Source organism: Nonomuraea sp. NPDC049625 (genome assembly GCF_040675285.1).
Classification (GTDB): domain Bacteria; phylum Actinomycetota; class Actinomycetes; order Streptosporangiales; family Streptosporangiaceae; genus Nonomuraea; species Nonomuraea angiospora_A.
The window spans coordinates 292,206-310,280 of record NZ_JBFAOQ010000012.1 but is presented as its reverse complement, the minus strand read 5'-3'; the positions used below and the strand labels follow the sequence as shown (position 1 = coordinate 310,280).

16 protein-coding genes are annotated in these 18,075 nt (G+C 69.3%); 8 read left to right on the top strand and 8 right to left on the bottom strand.

Annotation, left to right across the window (positions count from 1 at the left end):
* Positions 1 to 49: 49 nt before the first annotated feature.
* Entirely contained in the window at positions 50 to 1,117 is a 1,068-nt protein-coding gene (locus AB0J87_RS42050) for a GntR family transcriptional regulator (protein ID WP_363975709.1), read from the bottom strand.
* Positions 1,118 to 1,306: 189 nt separating this feature from the next.
* Here AB0J87_RS42050 and AB0J87_RS42045 point away from each other — a divergent pair, with 189 nt between their 5' ends.
* The 3 genes from AB0J87_RS42045 (at position 1,307) to AB0J87_RS42035 (ending at position 4,034) form a co-directional block, all read left to right on the top strand.
* Positions 1,307 to 2,446, top strand: coding sequence for an enolase C-terminal domain-like protein (locus AB0J87_RS42045; RefSeq protein WP_363975706.1), 1,140 nt, complete (start codon positions 1,307 to 1,309; stop codon positions 2,444 to 2,446).
* Between the two features lie 241 nt (positions 2,447 to 2,687).
* Positions 2,688 to 3,035 carry an STAS domain-containing protein gene (locus AB0J87_RS42040; RefSeq protein ID WP_363975703.1) on the top strand — a complete coding sequence of 116 codons (348 nt, stop codon included), beginning with the start codon at positions 2,688 to 2,690 and terminating at the stop codon, positions 3,033 to 3,035.
* 261 nt (positions 3,036 to 3,296) lie between these two features.
* Positions 3,297 to 4,034 (top strand): hypothetical protein, encoded by a 738-nt coding sequence (locus AB0J87_RS42035; RefSeq protein WP_363975700.1) that lies wholly within the window; start codon positions 3,297 to 3,299, stop codon positions 4,032 to 4,034.
* Positions 4,035 to 4,090: 56 nt separating this feature from the next.
* Here AB0J87_RS42035 and AB0J87_RS42030 read toward each other — a convergent pair whose 3' ends face one another.
* Entirely contained in the window at positions 4,091 to 5,494 is a 1,404-nt protein-coding gene (locus AB0J87_RS42030) for an MFS transporter (protein ID WP_363975697.1), read from the bottom strand.
* A 131-nt stretch (positions 5,495 to 5,625) separates the two neighbouring features.
* On the opposite strand from AB0J87_RS42030, the gene AB0J87_RS42025 reads away from it, so the two are divergent.
* Positions 5,626 to 6,606 carry a WYL domain-containing protein gene (locus AB0J87_RS42025; RefSeq protein WP_363975694.1) on the top strand — a complete coding sequence of 327 codons (981 nt, stop codon included), beginning with the start codon at positions 5,626 to 5,628 and terminating at the stop codon, positions 6,604 to 6,606.
* A gap of 2 nt (positions 6,607 to 6,608) precedes the next feature.
* On the opposite strand, the gene AB0J87_RS42020 is transcribed toward AB0J87_RS42025, so the two are convergent.
* Positions 6,609 to 8,285: a GAF domain-containing protein gene (locus AB0J87_RS42020; RefSeq protein ID WP_363975691.1), complete on the bottom strand. Its 1,677-nt coding sequence runs from the start codon at positions 8,283 to 8,285 to the stop codon at positions 6,609 to 6,611.
* A 593-nt stretch (positions 8,286 to 8,878) separates the two neighbouring features.
* Between AB0J87_RS42020 and AB0J87_RS42015 the strand changes: the two genes are divergently transcribed.
* Positions 8,879 to 9,520, top strand: coding sequence for a response regulator transcription factor (locus tag AB0J87_RS42015; RefSeq protein ID WP_350735980.1), 642 nt, complete (start codon positions 8,879 to 8,881; stop codon positions 9,518 to 9,520).
* Positions 9,521 to 9,812: 292 nt separating this feature from the next.
* The gene (locus tag AB0J87_RS42010; RefSeq protein WP_363975687.1) at positions 9,813 to 10,877 is read left to right on the top strand and encodes an LLM class flavin-dependent oxidoreductase; all 1,065 of its coding nucleotides are present in this window, start codon (positions 9,813 to 9,815) and stop codon (positions 10,875 to 10,877) included.
* A 292-nt stretch (positions 10,878 to 11,169) separates the two neighbouring features.
* Here AB0J87_RS42010 and AB0J87_RS42005 read toward each other — a convergent pair whose 3' ends face one another.
* Positions 11,170 to 11,607, bottom strand: coding sequence for a hypothetical protein (locus AB0J87_RS42005; RefSeq protein ID WP_363975684.1), 438 nt, complete (start codon positions 11,605 to 11,607; stop codon positions 11,170 to 11,172).
* Positions 11,608 to 12,144: 537 nt separating this feature from the next.
* Here AB0J87_RS42005 and AB0J87_RS42000 point away from each other — a divergent pair.
* Positions 12,145 to 13,023 (top strand): TNT domain-containing protein, encoded by an 879-nt coding sequence (locus AB0J87_RS42000; RefSeq protein ID WP_363975682.1) that lies wholly within the window; start codon positions 12,145 to 12,147, stop codon positions 13,021 to 13,023.
* 533 nt (positions 13,024 to 13,556) lie between these two features.
* Here AB0J87_RS42000 and AB0J87_RS41995 read toward each other — a convergent pair.
* From AB0J87_RS41995 to AB0J87_RS41985, 3 genes are all read right to left on the bottom strand, one after another.
* Entirely contained in the window at positions 13,557 to 14,081 is a 525-nt protein-coding gene (locus AB0J87_RS41995) for a hypothetical protein (RefSeq protein WP_363975679.1), read from the bottom strand.
* Positions 14,082 to 14,191: 110 nt separating this feature from the next.
* Complete coding sequence (locus AB0J87_RS41990; protein WP_363975676.1) at positions 14,192 to 14,860, bottom strand: CBS domain-containing protein; 669 nt, start codon at positions 14,858 to 14,860, stop codon at positions 14,192 to 14,194.
* 96 nt (positions 14,861 to 14,956) lie between these two features.
* Entirely contained in the window at positions 14,957 to 15,799 is an 843-nt protein-coding gene (locus AB0J87_RS41985; RefSeq protein ID WP_363975673.1) for a universal stress protein, read from the bottom strand.
* 124 nt (positions 15,800 to 15,923) lie between these two features.
* Between AB0J87_RS41985 and AB0J87_RS41980 the strand changes: the two genes are divergently transcribed.
* A complete protein-coding gene (locus AB0J87_RS41980; protein ID WP_363975670.1) occupies positions 15,924 to 16,592 on the top strand; it encodes a pyridoxamine 5'-phosphate oxidase family protein in 669 nt (222 codons plus the stop codon).
* Between the two features lie 4 nt (positions 16,593 to 16,596).
* On the opposite strand, the gene AB0J87_RS41975 is transcribed toward AB0J87_RS41980, so the two are convergent.
* Positions 16,597 to 18,009 (bottom strand): wax ester/triacylglycerol synthase family O-acyltransferase, encoded by a 1,413-nt coding sequence (locus AB0J87_RS41975; protein WP_363975667.1) that lies wholly within the window; start codon positions 18,007 to 18,009, stop codon positions 16,597 to 16,599.
* Between the last annotated feature and the right edge of the window lie 66 nt (positions 18,010 to 18,075).

Sequence of the window (18,075 nt, the reverse complement as noted above, 5' to 3'; positions counted from 1 at the left end):
CCGTGGGGTGACGCGTCGTCTGAGGCGACGAAAAGGTCGTTCTGGGTGGTTAAGGAGTCGTGGGGGTCCCGCCGCAGGACCCTCGCACGACCAGCCGGGGCTGCAGTTCGATCCGGTGGGCCGGGGCGGCGGGGTCGTCGATGCGGCGCAGGAGCAGCTCCGCGGCCAGCGCTCCGACCTCCGGCTTCGGCGGGGCCACGGCGGTGAGCGGAGGGTCGGTCAGGTCGACGACGTCATCGTCGTAGGCGACGAGCGCCAGGTCCTCCGGCACCCGCAGGCCGAGCCTGCGCGCCTGGACGACGAGCGACGCGGCGTCGCGGTCGCCATGGCAGAACACGGCGCTCACGCGGTGGTCGCGGCAGTCCCGGGCGAAGGCGAACAGTTCCTCGGCCGGCCACTCCGTGCGCCTGACGACCGCCTCGGCGACCCGTTCGACGCCCAAGGCCCGGATCGCGCGCTCGAATCCATCGGTGACGACGTCGGCCGTCCCCGTTCTGACCCGCCCGACGAAGCCGATCCTGGAGTGGCCGAGCCCGACCAGGTGCCGGACCGCGGCGTGGACGCCGCCGACATGGTTGGTGACGACGTAGGAGGTCGGGTCGTCCGGCTCCAGCACCGTCGGACGGCGTTCGACCAGCACGTATGGGACGGGCAGTTTGCGCAGGGCCTCGATGTGCGCCTGAGGGTCGTCCATGACGTTCAGGTTCGGCACGAGGATGAGCCCCTCGACTCCGCTGTCGAGAAGCCTGCGGGTCTGGGCGTGCTCCAGGCCGGGTTGATTCTCGGAGCTGGCAAGAATGACTCCGGCGCCGGCCGCGGTCAGCGCCCGCTCGATGCCTTCGATGACCCGCGGGTAGTAGTACGAGGTCGAGGGGACGAGCACGCCGATGAGCCTGCGGCCCGTCGGCGCGGGCCGGCTCGCCACGTAGGTGCCCGAACCCTGCCGCCGCACCACGACGCCTTCGTCCACGAGGATCCCCACCGCCCGACGGACGGTGTTGACCCCGACGCCGAAGGTCGCGGCCAGCTCCCGCTCCGTCGGCAGCCGGCTGCCGACGGACCAGCCCTCGTCGGCGATCCGCTCCCGCAGTGCGGCCGCCACCTTTTCCGATTTCATTCCCTGAGAGAATGAATTTGATCCGATCGGCGGTGTCATGGCCGGAATCATGCCTGAGCAGAAAGAGACGGTCAAGAGTTGTCCAGCCGTTTATTTCGTGATTTCCTCCTGTCCTATCACCCCCTCTGAAGTGCGACTTCATGGAATGAATTCATTCCTTTTCAAAGGAGGAAAGTGCCCGGCCCGAGAATGACCGTGGATTCGGTCGAATGCTTCGTCCTGCACCTGCCCGCGCTCCGCGACCTCAAGATCTCCGGTGGCACCGTCACCCGCGCGGGCGGCGCGCATGCCCGCGTCCTGGTCCGCGTCGGCGCGGACGGCCTGGCCGGGTGGGGCGAAGCCACTCCGGCCCCGACCTGGACCTACGAGACGACAGAGAGCATCGTCTCGACCATCCGCGGATACCTGGCCCCGGCCCTGGTCGGCCATCCGGTCTGGGACCTCGACGGCGCGATCCGCCTCTTCGAGCGGGCCATCAGTCCCGGATACACCCTCGGCGCCCCGTTGGCCAAGGCGGCGGTCGACGTGGCCCTGCACGATCTCGTCGGCCGGGCCCTGGGCGTCTCCATCGGCGAGCTCTGGGGCCAGCGCCGGGTTGACGAGATCCCCCTGGCCTGGATCGTGTCGGGCCCCGACCCCGGATCGGCGGCCAAGGAGACGGAAGAGGGCCTGGCGGCCGGATATCGGGCGTTCAAGACGAAGGTGGGCATCTCTTCGCCCGAACACGACGCCGAACGCGTGGCAGCGGTCCGCGCCCGCGCGCCCGACGCGCCGCTCTGGGTCGACGCCAACCAGGCCTACACCCTCGACCAGGCCCTCCGCCTGGCACGCCGCATCGAGCCGCTGGCGGTCAGCCTGCTCGAACAGCCGCTCCGGGCCAACGACCCGATCGGCCTGAGCCGGCTGCGCGACCGGAGCCCGATCCCGATCGCCCTCGACGAAAGCCTGGTCCACCCGTCCGACCTGGCCACCTTCATCCGTCTCGGCGCCCTCGACCTGGCCGTGGCCAAGGTCCAGCGAACCGGCGGCCTCCTGCTGTCCCGCCGCCTCTGCTCACTGGCCGAGGACAGCGGCATCGGCCTTGTCGGCTCCGGTCTCACGGACTCCGCCGTGGGCCTGGCGGCCTCCCTCCATCTGTTCGCGGCGTTCGGCATCACCCACCCGGCCGACCTCAACGGCCCCCAGTTCGTCCGATCACCTTACGTACGCGGTCCAGACGTCGTGATCAGCGACGGGACCGCTCACGTGCCCTCCGGTCCCGGCCTGGGCGTGGAGGTCGACGAGGACGCGGTCCGGGCCCTGGCCGTCCCTCTACCGGCTTGGTCATAGGTGAACGCGCGCACCAGCGGGCCCAGCTCGGTGTCGCACTCGTCTCCCGTACCCGTCCCGCCCCTGATGATCGGCAGTGAGCGCGGGCCGTATCGCCCACGATCTCTTCGTCGTCCACATCCGCCCTGGTCAACCGCCATCCCAGAGGACCATCGGAGGACAAGGACCGGGACTTTCGGCCCTACTGCGGCCGCCGGAGCCCCGACAGCATGGAGCGAGGGGGATCCGGCTGGAGGCGGATATGAACGGGAAACATGCCAATCCAGGCCTACATATGGAACATTTCCAACTTTCCGAGCAGGCGGTGAGCGGCTCCGCGAAGATCATGGTCAGCGGAGAGGTCGACCTGGCTGCGGCGCTGCCACTGCAGGAGCTGCTCTTCGACACGATGAACGGCCCGAGCTCGACCACCGAGGTCGACCTGGGCGACGTTTCGTTCATGGACGCGTCAGGACTCACAGCGCTCATCCGGGCCGATAGCAAGGCCCGAGACGTCGGCGGACAGCTGCATCTGTCCCATGTTCCCGATCGCGTCTTCCGCCTCCTCAGGATCTTCGATCTTGATCAACGATTCTCCATCCTGACCTGATCACCTGTGTGACAAGCGGCTCGCCCACCGTGCGAGTGCGCGCCAGGTGACGCGATCGAGACCGCAGCGTCGTGAGCCCAGTCCCACAGTGCCCCAGCAGGCGCGGCTGCGGGTTGTCCGCGTTTCGTGGTGGGATGCTGCGTTATGAGATCGCTGAAAGGCGCAGTGATAGGGCTCATGGTCGGGGCGGTCGTGGCCTTGATCTACGCCGATACGATCGCACAGGAGCACGAACTCGGCACGATGCTGAACAGTGCGCTGATGCTCTTGGTTCCTTTCCCGATCGGTGCGGCGGGCGCGGCGCTGCTGCGGATGCCGCGCTGGGGTGCCGTGGCGGTCGCCGGGCCGATCGCGACGCCCGTGCTGGGGTCGGCGCTGATGCAGGTCATCCCCGACTTCTACCTCTTCGGCTTCGACGAGATGTGGACCACTGGGGTGTGGGTCGTCGCCGGGGTGCTCGGGTACGTGGCGGCAGCGTGGTGGGCCCGTGACCGGTGGGCCGCGATCACGGTCACCGGCGTGCTGTTGTCGGTGCACGTGATCTCGGGCCAGGTGCGGGATCCGCTGAACGAGTGGCAGGAGGCCCTGGCCTTCCGGCGGTCGGGCATCCCGCTGCTCGCACCGGAGATGCCGGGCTACTCCATCATGCGAGCCGAGCTGTGGACCGGCGAGGAGGACGGGACGGCGATCCTGCTCGAGTACACGCGCCCGAACCGGACGGAGGTCCAGGTTTTCCTCCGTCCTGCCACGGCCGCCACGCCGAAGACCGCGTGCGGCTCGCCGTTCCCTGTCGTCAGATGGGGCACAGACGGCGTCTCCTGCACCCCGTCAGAGGGTGACCGGTGGATTCGTGAGGACTCGAGCGGGGAGGTCGCGGCGTTCGCCTGGCACGGGAGCGCTCTGGTCCAGGCTTCCGGCATGGCCTTGACCCCTCAGGAGCTGTTCGCGCTCCTCGACAGCCTGCGTCCCATCACGGCCGCCCAGCTCGCCCGGGTGTAACCGGTTGTCATGCGGCCTGGGCCGCCGCCGTCCGCGTCCATGACCGAGCGTTCGGCTCACCTCGGTCCGGCAGAGGCGTGCGCGGCTTTCGGGAGTGCCAGCATCACGAGCGCCGTGATCAGGTAAAGCGCGGCGGAGGCGATCAGGACGATGCTGAGCGCGTGACCGTAGTCGGGCAGCACCGGTGCTCCGGTGGCCGAATCGGTGACGGAAGTGAAGAAGATCGTGCCGAGCACGGCGATGCCGACGGCGCCGCCGATCTGGTTGACGGTGGAGAGGACCCCGCCCGCGGCGCCCGCGTTGCGTCCGGGGACTCCGGCGAGGACGACGTTGACGAGAATGGGTGCGGCGAGACCGAGCCCGAGGCCACCGATGAAGAGCGCGAGGGCGAGGAGCCAGTATCCGGGATCGTTGCCGTCCTTGACGATGTACCACAGGACGAGCTGGGAGGCCGCGATGGTGAGCGAGCCGGCGATCAGGAGCGTTCTGCCCGCCTTGGCGGCGAGCGCGACGCCGAGGCCGGAGGTGATGATCGAGCCGAGCGCGTACGGGAGGATCACCAGGCCGGTCTCCCATGCGGTTCGGCCGGTTCCGTTCTGGAGGTAGACCGAGAGGGTGAGGAAGTACGACCCGATGCCGCCGAAGAAGAGCACCGAGGCGCTCAGGCCGACGGCGAAGGCGCGGATTCTCAGCAGGGCCGGGTCGAAGACAGGTTCGTCCCCGCGTCTGGTGAGGCGGCGCTCGTGGGCGAGGAAGATCGCGAGCACGATGATTCCGGCTGCGAGGAGGGCGGAGCCGGCCCAGGTCCATCCCCATGTCTCGGTCTGGATGATCGGCAGCAGCAGGAGAAGGATGCCCGTGGCCGCGAGGAGCGCGCCGGGGAGGTCCGGTCGCGCGGTCGAGGCGGAACGGGACTCCGGCAGGACCTTCGCGCCGATGATGAGCGCCAGGATCGAGACGGGCACGTTGATCCAGAAGATCGTGCGCCAGCCCAGGTCGAACAGGTCGATGTCGACGAGCAGCCCGCCCAGCAGCGGGCCGGCGACCGAGGCGAGGCCCTGGACCGCTCCGTAGGCGCCGAACGCCTTGGCACGCTCGCCCGGAGCGAATGACGCCCGGATGATCCCGAACACCTGCGGGACCATGATCCCGGCGGTCAGTCCCTGCCCGGCCCGCATGCCGATGAGCGTCCCCGGATCGACGGCCAGCGCGCACAGCGCCGAGGTGACCATGAACCCGGCCAGCCCGATCATGAACAGCCGCTTGCGGCCGTACTGATCACCGAGCCGTCCCCCGGTGATCAGGCCCGCGCCCAGTGCGAGGGTGTAGGCGGCGATCGTCCACTGGATCTGAGCGTCGCCGGCGCCCAGGTCCTGGGCTATCGCCGGGGCCGCGACGGTGACGATCGTCGCGTCGAGAAGGTCCATGAAGGAACCGAAGAGCACCACCAACAGCGCCATGGTCGCGCCCGTCGGAGATGCCTCAGAGGTGAGAATGCCCTCTCGGGGGCTCGGTGAATCGGTCATACCGGTCACCATGGCGGGCATAGTTGCCATCGAGTGACCGCTATCGGTGGGAGAATCGGATAATCATGGCTGCCACCTCCGCGCGGACGCTCAAGCTGCTGTCCATCTTCGGGATCGGCGCGACCCTGACCGCCGAGGAGCTCGCCACCCGGCTCGGAACGTCTGCGAGAACCGTGCGTCGCGATATCGACACGCTCCGGGACCTCGGGTACGAGATCGAGGCCGTCCGCGGAGCGGGTGGCGGATATCGGCTCGGTCGCGCTACCCGCCTGCCGCCGGTCGTGTTCGATGAGGACCAGGCCGTCGCCACGGCCGTCGCGCTCCAGACCGTGCCGACGGTCCTCTCCGGCATCCGCGAGAACGCGGCCCGTGCTCTCGCCACGCTGCACCAGGCGATGCCCGCGCGCAGCCGCGTGCACGCCGAAGCGTTCACCGTCCTTACGGCCCGCAACTACTGGGAGTTTCCCGCGCCACCGATCGACGCCGAGATCGTCCGCGCCGTCGGCAGCGCGATCAACCGGCAACACCTCGTTCGCGTGGACTACACCGGTGACGGCGAACCCGTCACGCTCACGCTGGAGCCGCACGACCTCGTGGTCTGGGCCGCACGCTGGTACCTGGTCGCCTTCGACCCGGAGGCGGACCGATGGCGCGCGATGCGCATGGATCGCATCGAACCACACATGCCCACGCACACCCCCTTCGACCGACGGGACATCCCGCACGGCGATCCCGTCGCCTTCGTCATGACCGCACACGACCGCGGAGACGCCGCCGCCGAATGGCCATGCCGCGGCTCAGCCATCCTCGACCTGCCCGCCTCCACCGTCGCCCGGTTCGCCCCCGGCGGATCAACAGTCGGGTACGTCACCGAAACCACGTGCCGGCTCACCCTCGGCGCATGGTCATGGCCAGGACTGGCAGGACTGCTCCTCACCTTCGACGCCGACATCACCGACATCGAACCGGCCGAACTCCGGCAGGCCCTGCGCTCCGTGCGCACCCGCATCACCAAGGCGATCCGACCCGACCGACCTCACCAGTGATCTCACAGAGGGACATGCCAGCGTAGCCGCGTGCCTTTCCCGTCCGGGCCCGGGCTCTCCAGCTCGGCGGCGCCGCCCAGGCGGCCTGCCCGTTCCTCGATGTTGCGCAGGCCGCTCCGGCGTCCGCCCTCCCCCAGGCCGACGCCGTTGTCGGAGACCACGAGGGTGACGCCGTCTCTCGACACCTCGGCCGAGACCTCGGCGCGGGTGGCGTGGGAGTGCCGTACGACATTGGACAGGGCCTCGCGCAGGACGGCCAGCAGCTGCTCGGCGACGCCTTCGGGCACCAGCGTGTCGATCTGACCTTCCATCCGCAGGCCCGGCATGAACCCCAGATGGCTTCCGGCGCCCTCCACCAGGTCCACGATCTGTCCTCGCAGGCTGGGCGCGGCCTGGTCGTGGGAGACCTGGAGGGCGAAGATGGACGAGCGGATCTGCCTGATCGTCTCGTCCAGCTCGTCGATGCCACGCTGCAGCCGTTTGGCCGCCTCCGGATGGTCCACCAGCCGCACCGTGCTCATGAACGTCATCGCGGTCGCGAACAACCGCTGGATCACCACATCGTGCAGGTCCTTGGCGATCCGGTCGCGGTCCTCCAGCAGGCCGAGCCGCTCGGCGTCCCGGCGCGCCTCGGCCAGTTCCAGGGCGATCGCCGCCTGGCCCGCGAAGGCATGCAGCATCTGCCGGTCCGCGGCGCTGAACGGCAGCCGCCCGTCCCGCTTGGCCAGCGCGAGCACCCCGCGCACCTTCGGCGGGGCGCCGAGCGGGATCATGAGCCCGGGGCCGTAGCCCAGCCGCCGCAGCGGCGGGTCCAGGTTGGGAGCGCTCTGCAGGTCCGCGTCGGTCAGCGGCTCCCCCTGGGCGAACACGTCGCCGGCGAGCGTGGCCGACATCTCGAAGGCGGTTCCCAGCACTTCCTCGGCACCCTCTCCTTCCACGACCTGCGCACGCAGCGAGTCGCCGGCCGGGTCCGGCAGCAGCACCTGGACGAGGTCGGCGTCACTCATCTGGCGGGCGCGGGCGGCCACCACGGCGAGCACCTGACCCGGTTCGGCGCCGGACAGCAGGCTCGTGGTCACCTCCGAAGAGGCCTGCAGCCAGGTCTCGCGCCGCCGCGACTCCTCGTACAGGCGGGCGTTCTCGACGGCGACGCCGGCCGCGGTGGCCAGCGCGATCACGATCGCCTCGTCCTCCTCGTCGAACTCGCCACCGCCGCGCTTCTCGGTCAGGTAGAGGTTGCCGAACACCTCGTCGCGCACCCGTACGGGGACACCGAGGAAGGTGCCCATCGGCGGGTGGCCGGCCGGGAAGCCGTACGACTCCGGGTGATCCGAGATGCGGCGCAGCCGCAGCGGCCGGGCGTCCTTGATCAGTAACCCGAGCAGGCCGAGCCCATGCGGCCAGTGCTCGATGCGAGCGATCTCCTCCTCGCTCAGCCCGACCGGGATGAACTGGATGAGGGTGTTCTCCTGGCCCACCACGCCGAGCGCGCCGTAGCCGGCGTCGACCAGCTTGGTCGCGGTCTCCACGATGCGCCGCAGCACCGTTTCCAGGTCGAGGTCGCTGCCCACGGACACGACGGCCTCGAGCAGCGCGTGCACCCGGTCCCGGGTGGCCAGCACGGCGTTGAGCCTTACCTGCAGCTCGGCCAGCAGCTCATCGAGCCGCATGTGCGGCATCAACGGACGGTGCTCGCTTTCCATATCGATCAGTCTGGCATCCCACAAAAACGCTTCCTACCCTCCGTTCCCGGGGTCCCCAGGCCGCCTTGGATAGCGGCGCCACGGGAAACGGAGTCCGGCCTCCGACGTCAGGGCCACCCGGATCATGGACGAGAGCGGCGTCGAACGGCCGGTCGCCGTCGTCGCCGGCCGCCGGGACCCGCGCGACGATGACGAGCCCAGGCGCCGCACGCCCTCACCCGGGGACAGTGGCAGGGACCAGCAGACCGCCTGTCGTCCTGTAGTTCACCGCGACAGCCTGCTGTACGGGCGAGGCCAGGAATAGGGTCCAACGTCCCTTCTTGCCGCTTCTTCTCCGGACTTCCGCCGCCGCAGCGCGATGCGCCCGTGAGGAGGTCGCCTACGTGACCGGCCCAGCCCGGAAGCGGGTGCTGGCACGCATCCGCCCGCCCCCTTCGGTGTAGCGGCCGGTCTCGTACGCCCACCGCGGCATGGCGTGCGCCACCCTCGACGATCGAGCGCCTCGGGTGCGCCCGGCTAGGGACTTTGGCCTCTTTGCGATCGTGGATCGTGTGACTAGCGTCGGGCGCATGATTCGTGTGTTTCTCCTTGACGACCATGAGGTCGTACGGCGCGGGGTCGCCGCCTTGCTGGACTCCGAGGACGACATCGAGGTCATCGGCGAGGCCGGCTCGGCCGAGTCGGCCATCGCCCGCATCCCCGCGCTCAAGCCCGACGTCGCGGTGCTGGACGTGCGGTTACCGGATGGCAACGGCGTCGACGTGTGCCGAGAGGTCCGTTCCCGGGTGCCCGGGCTGGCGTGCCTGATGCTGACGTCGTTCGCCGACGACGACGCGCTGTTCGACGCGGTGATGGCCGGGGCGTCCGGGTATGTGCTCAAGCAGATCCACGGCTCCGACCTGGTCGGCGCCGTACGCACGGTCGCCTCGGGACAGTCCCTGCTCGACCCGCAGACCACCGCCGCCATGCTGCAACGCCTGCGCGACCAGGCCGCCCGCAAGGACCCCCTCGCCGCGCTGACGGAACAGGAACGCCACATCCTCGACCTGATCGGCGAAGGCCTGACCAACCGGCAGATCGGCGAACGACTGTTCCTGGCTGAGAAGACGGTCAAGAACTACGTCTCCAACCTGCTGGCCAAGCTCAACATGCAACGCCGCACCCAGGCCGCCGCCCTGTCCGCCCGCCTGCGGGCCTACAAGCCAGAATGATCACTTCAGCGTGCCTGAGCAGACGTCAGTCACGCCCGCCTGGCCGCAGCGGATGCCGTTCTACGGGCCGCCGATGGCCGGGCCGACACAGCGGTGGCGGTATCGAACAGGCTGTCGGTTGCAGTTGAACCTTTTGTCGATGTTCAGGTTGAGTTATCGGGTTCCACCTTCGATGTCGCTGAACGACACCCGCAACCGCTCGGTGCCGACTGTCCGATCGACCTCGACGTGCTCGATCCACCGTCGGGTGTCAGGCTGAGTACGTTCGATTCTTCGCGCCTTGGAGGTTTTGATGCGTGCAGGCGTCGTGGTCACCGCACACCCCGGCGTGGAGGACCTCGCTGTACAGGCCGAGGAGTTGGGCCTGCACAGTTTCTGGCTCAACGACACCCCGATGGTCCACGGCGACCCCTTCATCGCCCTGGCACTGTGCGCGAAGGCCACCAGCCGCATCAGGCTCGGCATCGGCGTGACCTCACCGGCGCTGCGCTCGGCCCCGGCCGCCGCGAGCGCGTTCGCCAGCCTCAACGCCCTGGCACCAGGCCGGATCATCTGCGGGATCGGCACCGGAAACACCGCCCGGCGCACCCTGGGCATGCGGCCGACCACAGCAGCCACGATGGAGACCTTCACCACCGCACTGCAGAACCTGTGCGCCGGACGCACCATCGAGTACCGCGAAGGCGACCGAGTCCGCAATGTCCGATTCCTGCACACCGGGGCGCACGCGAACACGGCCGACCCGATCGAGTTCGTCGTGGCCGCGCTAGGACCGAAGGCCGCCGCCGTCGCCGGCCGCCGCGGCACCGGCCTGATCTCCTTCGGCCTGCTGGACCCCACCGCCTGGCAAGCACTTCATGACGCCCGCCGCCACGCCGCCCACGACACGCCACGCGACCCCGACTCCCGCATGGACTCCTACGTGGTCACCGCGCTGCACATGCTCGACGAGGACGAGGACCCCCGCGGCGACGCGGCCCGGGACGCAACGGGCCACATCGTCCTGTCGCTGCTGGCCTTCGCCGCCGACACCGCCGCCGACGCACACGCTTTCGCCGACCAACTCGGCCCCGAGGAACGCGAGGCGGTACGGCGACTCCTCGACCGGCGCGGCACCACCGCCACCGCACCCGACCGGCACACCAAGCTCTACCCCGACTACCTCCAACGCATCGCACCGGAGGACCGGGACCTGATCCTGCCCTCACTGATGGACACCCTGGCCTTGGTCGGCACCCACAACGACCTCCGCGCCCGCATCACCACCCTGGAACAGGCCGGCATCGACGAACTGCTCATCCAGCCGGTGATCGACCCACCAACAGAGATGGCCCAGCTCGCGAAACTCCTCACCTGAGCGGACCCGCCAGCCGTGCGCACGCGGTTCACCGGCAACAAGACCTGAACAACCTTCAGCCGAACCCGTTCGGATCAACATGACGGGCCGCAGGCCGGCACGTGTCCCTCCCGCCAACCTCATCCGGAAGGGACATCGGCAGAGCGGGCGGCGCAACCGGCGGGCGCTGCCGAGCACTGACAGCGAGGACAGAGCCACTGCGGCGGCCGGTAGAGCGGTCCGCAGGGCCGGCTGGCGAGTCCGGACCGAGTGCGTGACCCGTCCTGTCCCCTATGCGGTCACGAGGTGCGGCTCAGCTCGCGGGCAGGGCGGTGGCCAGCAGGACGACGCCGAGCGACCCCACCAGTGAGGCCACTGCCATGGTCCGCGCCAGCCGGGGACGGGCCGCGCTCGAGGCCCAGCCGTGGAGACCGGCAGCCGCCATGACCGCGCAGAAGAGCAGGAGCTTGGCGGCCAGGATCCGGCCATAACCGGGATCGGCGAGCGAGGACCAGGTGACGCCCTTGTGCCAGGCGAGCGCGACGCCGGTGCCGATTTGGACCGGCAGGAACGCGGCCACGGTGATGATCCCGAAGCGGCGGCCGACCGCGGTCAGCACCTCGGCCCGCGGTTGATCCTCCAGCAGGCGACGGGCAAGGGGCAGCACCACCAGCGACACCGTGAGCTGCCCGCCGACCCACAACGCCGCGGACAACACGTGCAGGAACCGGACCATCGTCCACCAGGTCATCGTCGTCCGCGCCTCCTTCGGCTTCTCGCATCCTGAAGTCCACCGTCGGCATGGTCGGGCCATGGTACAGCCACGCCGGTGCGTGACCCCCGCGTGGCCGCATCACGGGGGACCACATCGCGTGCCCCTTTACAGTGTAGATCAACTGCTTGTGGCCAAGTGGGCCGAGCCTCGCCGAAGGACAGGCCGACCCGCCCTGGGCGACCAAGTCGATCGGCAGAGACGGCCGCCCGCGCCGTTGGGCCATTCGCCCCCGGCGCCAACCCGATGAACAACCGCAACCGCCTAGGCATGATCGCCTTCGCATCTCGACCGCCAAACTCCCCCACGACGGCGTCGCGAGATCGGCACATATCCGACAAAGACCAACATGCGCAATAAATTCAATGAATGACAATCCTTACCACTTTTGTCGCAACATCTTTACCTTTTCCTTATAACGCCGAAGATGCGCCACAGGCGGCACTGGGAATGTAGAACCCGATCACCTTCGGTGATCTATTTTTTCACTTCCCAAGTGCAACCAACGGATAAATTATGCGATTTCATCGACGAAGCGCCGTACTGGCTGCCGCGATATGCGCGCTGGCCGGCACCCAAAGCGGCGTGGCCGCGCAAGCTGACAATGCCGCCCCGTCAGCAACCCAGCTCGTCCAACCCATGGCCTTCCGCCCCACGGCGCCTCCGGACAAAAGCGAGACCGAAAGCGGGAGCACGCAGAGCAGCGGCCAGGTATGCGGATCACCGTACGTAACCGGCGACCCGGATCTGGGACCGAAGCTCCTGCCCCAGACCGGCTACATCAGCAATCTCCTGCGCGGCTACGTGCCGTTGGGCGGTCTGAGTCCCCAGCATTTCCTCGGGCGCTACTGGGACTACGTCGTGAACAACTATCGTTTCCCGCCCGACGCCGGATTCGCCCGTTCCGGCGATTATCCCAACGGCCGACTGCTGCTCAAGACGACGTTTCTCCAGCCTGGCATGAGAATCGACCGTTTCGGCGGCTACACCGGGTCATTCTTGGCGCCACTGGGCGACCTGTACACCAGGCGCGCGTTGCCACCGCGGAATCTCAACACCAACCCGCAGGATCCCGAGCACCTGTGCAACTATCATGCTTTCCGGGTGCTCAAGTCGTTCCGCGTCGACGTGGGCCCGGCGGCGCCCGCCTTCGAGCAGCCAGGCGGCGGCACGCAATATCACGTGCTCAGCAAGTACATTCCCGAAGCTCCTCAGACAAGCGAAGAAGTCCCGATCAGCTGGCTGCTGCTGAACGGTTATCTGGAAGAGATCGAGCCGGTCATCCTGACCGACCTCAGGACCGGCTCTCCCATCACAAAAAACGGCACAGCAAGCAACCAGACCACGGCCATAACCATCGGACCACGAGCGACAAGGCCGGCGGGCAGCAGCTGAGCCGAACAAACGCCGGAAAAGCGTGACGGGAAAAGCTCTCCTGTCCACTGAGGCCGGGCAGGCACCGGCAGCGCTCGCCTTCAGCGCGATTGGCACCTCTCACTGAAGGCGAGCGGCGGCGCAGCCCGGAGGCCGCGACCTGCGACCGGCCCAGCTCCGGCCGACGGTTTCCATCCAGGTCCGCCACCTGCCACGATCCCGGCCAGTACGACCGGGCCCCGGGTGGCGTCGGCCGCCCGGACCGGCGGGGCGTGCGGTCGCACCCGTCCGGCCACCTGGTCGCGGCGCAGACCCGCACGTGGCGGCGCCCGTGTGGGACAGGTCCACGTAAAAGGTGGCCGGACCCAGCCCCGCCGCCGCGGGCAACCCGACGCGCCGCCGCCAGGGCTCGCGTACGTGGACGATGCGCAACGGCAGCTCTCTGCGTCCGGCGTCGTCGGCGGCCCAGGCGAGCGCCGACCACGCGCTCCGCGACCGCTGTACGAGCAGCGCGACGCCCACCCCTTCCGAGGGGTGGGCGTGGAGGTCGCCGGTTACTTGAGGTAGGGGTTGTGCCGGACGATGGGGAGGTTGCCGAGTCCGAGGGTGGTTCCCGCGTCGGCGAGGGCGAGGCCGGCCAGGACGACCGCGTAGACGATGTGCTCGTCCATGAACGGGTTGTTGGCCAGGGGCAGCTCGGCCGCCCACATCAGAGCCAGCATCAGGCCCCCGGCGACCGTGGCGATCCTGGTGCCGACGCCCAGGACCAGCGCCAGGCCGACGCCCAGGAGACCGGCCATGAACAGCCAGTCCACCCACGCCTGCCCGGCCAGGGAGCCGAAGAAGCCGCCCAGCGCGTTCTCACCGGTGCCCTTGAGGAACCCGGTCGTCGGGCTGCCGCCGGAGATCCAGGCGCGGGCGGCCGGGGTGGCTAATCCCCAGCCGAAGGTCTTGTCCAGGAACGCCCACAGGAAGATCCAGCCGATCGAGATCCGGGCGATCGCCCAGACGTAGTCGACGGGACGGCGGGTGGTGGCGGTGCCGGTGTCCGTGCCGGGCCTGTTGACGGTGGTGTTCATGACGGCCCCCTTTCGGTGGGGATCGGTCGTCCTTGTCGCACCTCAAGCACACCGTTTTCGTCTTCTTCGAGGCAGTGCCGTACGGCCCGCGGCGCCGGGACCTTCGTCCCTCAGCCGCCGTCCCGGAAGGCCTCCTGGACGATGAGGAGGTCGTCCTTGTCGAAGGTCACCTCGGATCTCACGTCCACGACCCCCTCGATCAGCCGGATCTGCTCCGTCAACGCCAGGGCCTGGGACTTCCACTCGACCACGCCGCTGATCGTCACCACGCCCTGGTGGATGCCGACGGTGAACGCCTCGGGATCCGGCAGGACGGCTCTGACGTCCGCTGCCAGTTCCTCGGCAGGGCGGGTGAAGACGCGCAGCACATCGCGCTGGTGCAGGGTGCCGACGATGCGTCCGGTGTTCATGTCGATCACGGGGAGCTGCTTGACGCGCTCGGCGTGCATCAGCCGGGCCGCGTCCCGCACGGAGGTGTCCGGTGTGACGGTGATCGCCGGAGAGGTCATGAGCTGAACGGCGGTCACGCCCGCGGCCTTCCGGTGCTCCTGCTGCCGCTTGCGCGACTCGAAGATCGGCACGCCGTGCCTGACGGTGCCGGCCTCCTTGAGAAGGAGATCGTCTTCGGAGACGACCCCCACGGGCCGTCTGTAGGCGTCGATCACGGTGACCGCGCCCACCGCGAACCGCTCCATGGCCTCCACGATCTCGGCGAAGGAGGCCTCCTTCAGCACGGCGATGGCCACCCGGCCCATGACGTCCTTGACTTCGAGCGACATAACTCCACCTCCGCTTTCACGATCCGCCGGCCCGGCCTCCCCCGGCAGTGGCCAACGTCCCCGATGCCGGGTGACCAAGGTCCTGGCCTGCGATTATCAGGCGCGGACCACCGCCACCGGGCAGTGCGCGTGGTGCAGGACACCCCGGCTGACCGAGCCGAGCAGCATCGACCCCAGGGCTCCGCGCCCGTGCGAGCCCACCACCAGCAGGTCAGCCCGCTCGGACGCGTCGGTGAGCGCTTCGACGGGATGGGCGGATTGGACGTCCTCGACCACCTTCACCTCCGGGTGGTCAGCGCTGAGGATCTTCACCCGGTCGCGGACGACCTGATGCTGCGCCGTACGGATCTCGTCCATGTCGTAGCTGATCTCCGGCGCGAAGGCGTGCACCGGCAGTTGCCAGGCGTGCACCACCCGCAGCGCGCTCCCGCGCAGATTCGCCTGCTCGAAGGCGTAGGCCAGCGCGGGCTCGCACGCCGGCGAGTCGTCCACCCCGACCACGACCTCCTGGCACACCGGCCGCCGCTCGCCACGTACGACCACGACGGGACAGGGCACATGGCCGGCCACGTGCATGCTGACGGAGCCCAGCAGCGCACCGGTGAACCCGCCGAGTCCCCGGCTGCCGACCACGACCTCGGTGGCGTCCTTGGCCTGCTCGCGCAGGACCTCGGCGGGCGTTCCCTCGAGGTCCTCGGTCGTGACCTCGATGGTGAGCTGGCGCGCGCACACGAGCACTTCCGCCTCACGCAGGATCCTCTGCCCCTCGCGCCGCAGCGCATCGGGGAGAGCGTCGATGGGGTACTTGCGGATCTGGTACGGCGAGCGGTCCATGGCGTGCACGATCCGCAGCGGCACCCGCATGCGGTATGCGTCGTCGGCCGCCCATTCCAGCGCGGAGCGCGAGTTCTCCGAGCCGTCGGCTCCTACGATGATCACGATACGCCTCCTTCGTCACCCTCCATCCGACCCGCTCGCGCCCGCCCGCAGCAGGGCCGGAGGTCGGTCCGGCAAGGGCCGAAGGACTCTGTCCGCCGAGCGGGTGACTGGCTAGCTTCGTGACATGACCAGGGAGGACACGCTCATGACCGGCACCGGCGACTTCGCGCGTCGCATCAGCTACCACCGTCATCGGCTCGGCCTCACCGCCGAACAGGTGGCCGACCGGGCGGACATGTCCGCCGGATACGTCCAGCACCTCGAAAGCCATCTGGGCACTCCTGACACAGGTACGGTGACCCGCCTGGCCACCGCCCTCGAAACGACGGCCGAGGAGCTGCTCGGCGGCGGCCGCGATCGCCCGCCCGGCCCTGGCCCTGGCTCGGCCGACGCGGTCCTGGAAATCCTCGAACCCGAGGAGTGCCTGCGCCTGGTCGCCCCGGGCGGCATCGGCCGGGTGGCGTTCAACGGTCCGGAGGGGCCCACGGTGCTGCCCGTGAACTACAAGGTCCACGACGGCGCCATCGTCTTCCGCACCGCCCACGGCGGCCCCATGGACCAGGACCTGCGCAGCGGCGTGGAAGGGGTGGAGATCAAGATCGGCTTCCAGGTCGACCGGATCGACGAGGCCCGGCGGGAGGGCTGGAGCGTCCTCGTCCAGGGCCCCGCCCACCACGTGCCCGAGGACGAGGTCATCCGGGCCGACATCACCCCATGGGCGGGTGGCGAGCGTCGCCTCTACATCCGCATCGTCCCGCACCAGATCACGGGCCGCCGCATCCACGGCCTCTGAGCCCTCAGGTTTTCCTGCGGACTCCCGCCCTCCTCGGACTCGGGCTGAGCTCGTCCAGGGCCTCGCGCAGGTAGCCGGGAAAGGCCCACACGTCGGGAACCAGCTCCCCGCAGGCGGTGAACCCGACGTCGAGGCGCCCGTTGTAGGAGAAGGCCGTGACGTTCACGGCGCCGCTCACGTCGGTGACCACGGACACCGGGTAGTGCGCCAGCAGCCTGACCCCGGCGATCCGCAGCGGGAACTGCGGGCCGGGAACGTTGGAGACGACCACGTTGACAGGCGGCCCCGTACGTCCCAGAAGATCAAGCGCGGCGCGGTCGGCCAGGCCGTTGAGGGCGGCAGGCATGCTCTCGCTCAGGTCACGCAGCAGGCGCGCGGGGGTCAGGGCGAACCGTTCCTTGATCTGCCGCATCCCCTCGCTCACGAGTTCGAGCCGCCGGCGGGGGTCGTCCACGTGCGTGGGCAACTGTGTGATCATCATGGTGACCTGGTTGCCCTCGTTCACACCCTCCTGGCCACGTACGGAGAACGGCACCCCTGCGACCAGCGGGATCTCCGGCAGCGCCGCGTGGGCCAGCAGCCAGCGCCGCAACGCCGAGGCCACGAGCGCCATCACGACGTCGTTCACGGTGACGCCGAAGGCGTTCTTGACCCGTTTGATCTCCTTCAGCGGCAGCTCGGCGAAGGCGTAACGGCGGCGGGAGGAGACCGGGCCGCTGAGCGGGGTGTGCGGGGCCTCCATGTCCGGCAGTTCGGGCCGGGGCGCGCGCCGGATCAGCCGCGCGACAGCGCTCGCGCCGGGCAGCCGGGAGATGACGGGGAGCTGGTCCAGAACCGGCAGGGCCTCGCCCGCGAACCGCAGCAGGTGCGCGGGATTCCCCGCAAGGTGCCAGGCGCTCCTGGCCAGCATGCGCCACAGCCCCGGAGGGGCTTCGAGCTCGTACGAGGCCGCTTCGGGCACGGGATCCATGAGCGCGGCGAGCACCTCCGCCCCCGTCAGCCCGTCGACGGCCGCGTGGTGGACCTTGGCGTAGATGCCGCAGCGGCCGCCGGCCAGGCCGTGGATCAGGTACATCTCCCACAGGGGACGAGTTCGGTCCAGGCGGCGCTCGTGCAGGCGGGCCACCTGCTCACCCAGCTGCGCGTCGTCGCCGGGAGGGGGCAGGGTGAGCTCCCGGACGTGATGGTCCAGGTCCACCTCGCCGTCGTCGGCCCAGTACGGGTGATCCAGGCCGAGGGGCACGCGGACCAGGCGCTGCCGCAGCTGCGGCACCCCGGCCATCCGCTCCGCCAGCCTGCGCTGGATCTTCTTCCTGGACAGGTCCTTGTACAGCACGGCCAGACCGCCGACGTTCGCGACGTTGGTGGCGGTCTCGAAGTTGAGGAACTGCGCGTCCAGCGCGCTGAGCTGCCGCATGTCTCTCCCCTTTCCCCTCATTCCACCGTGCGCCACCGCGCCGCCCCAGGGCCACAGGTCCCCCTT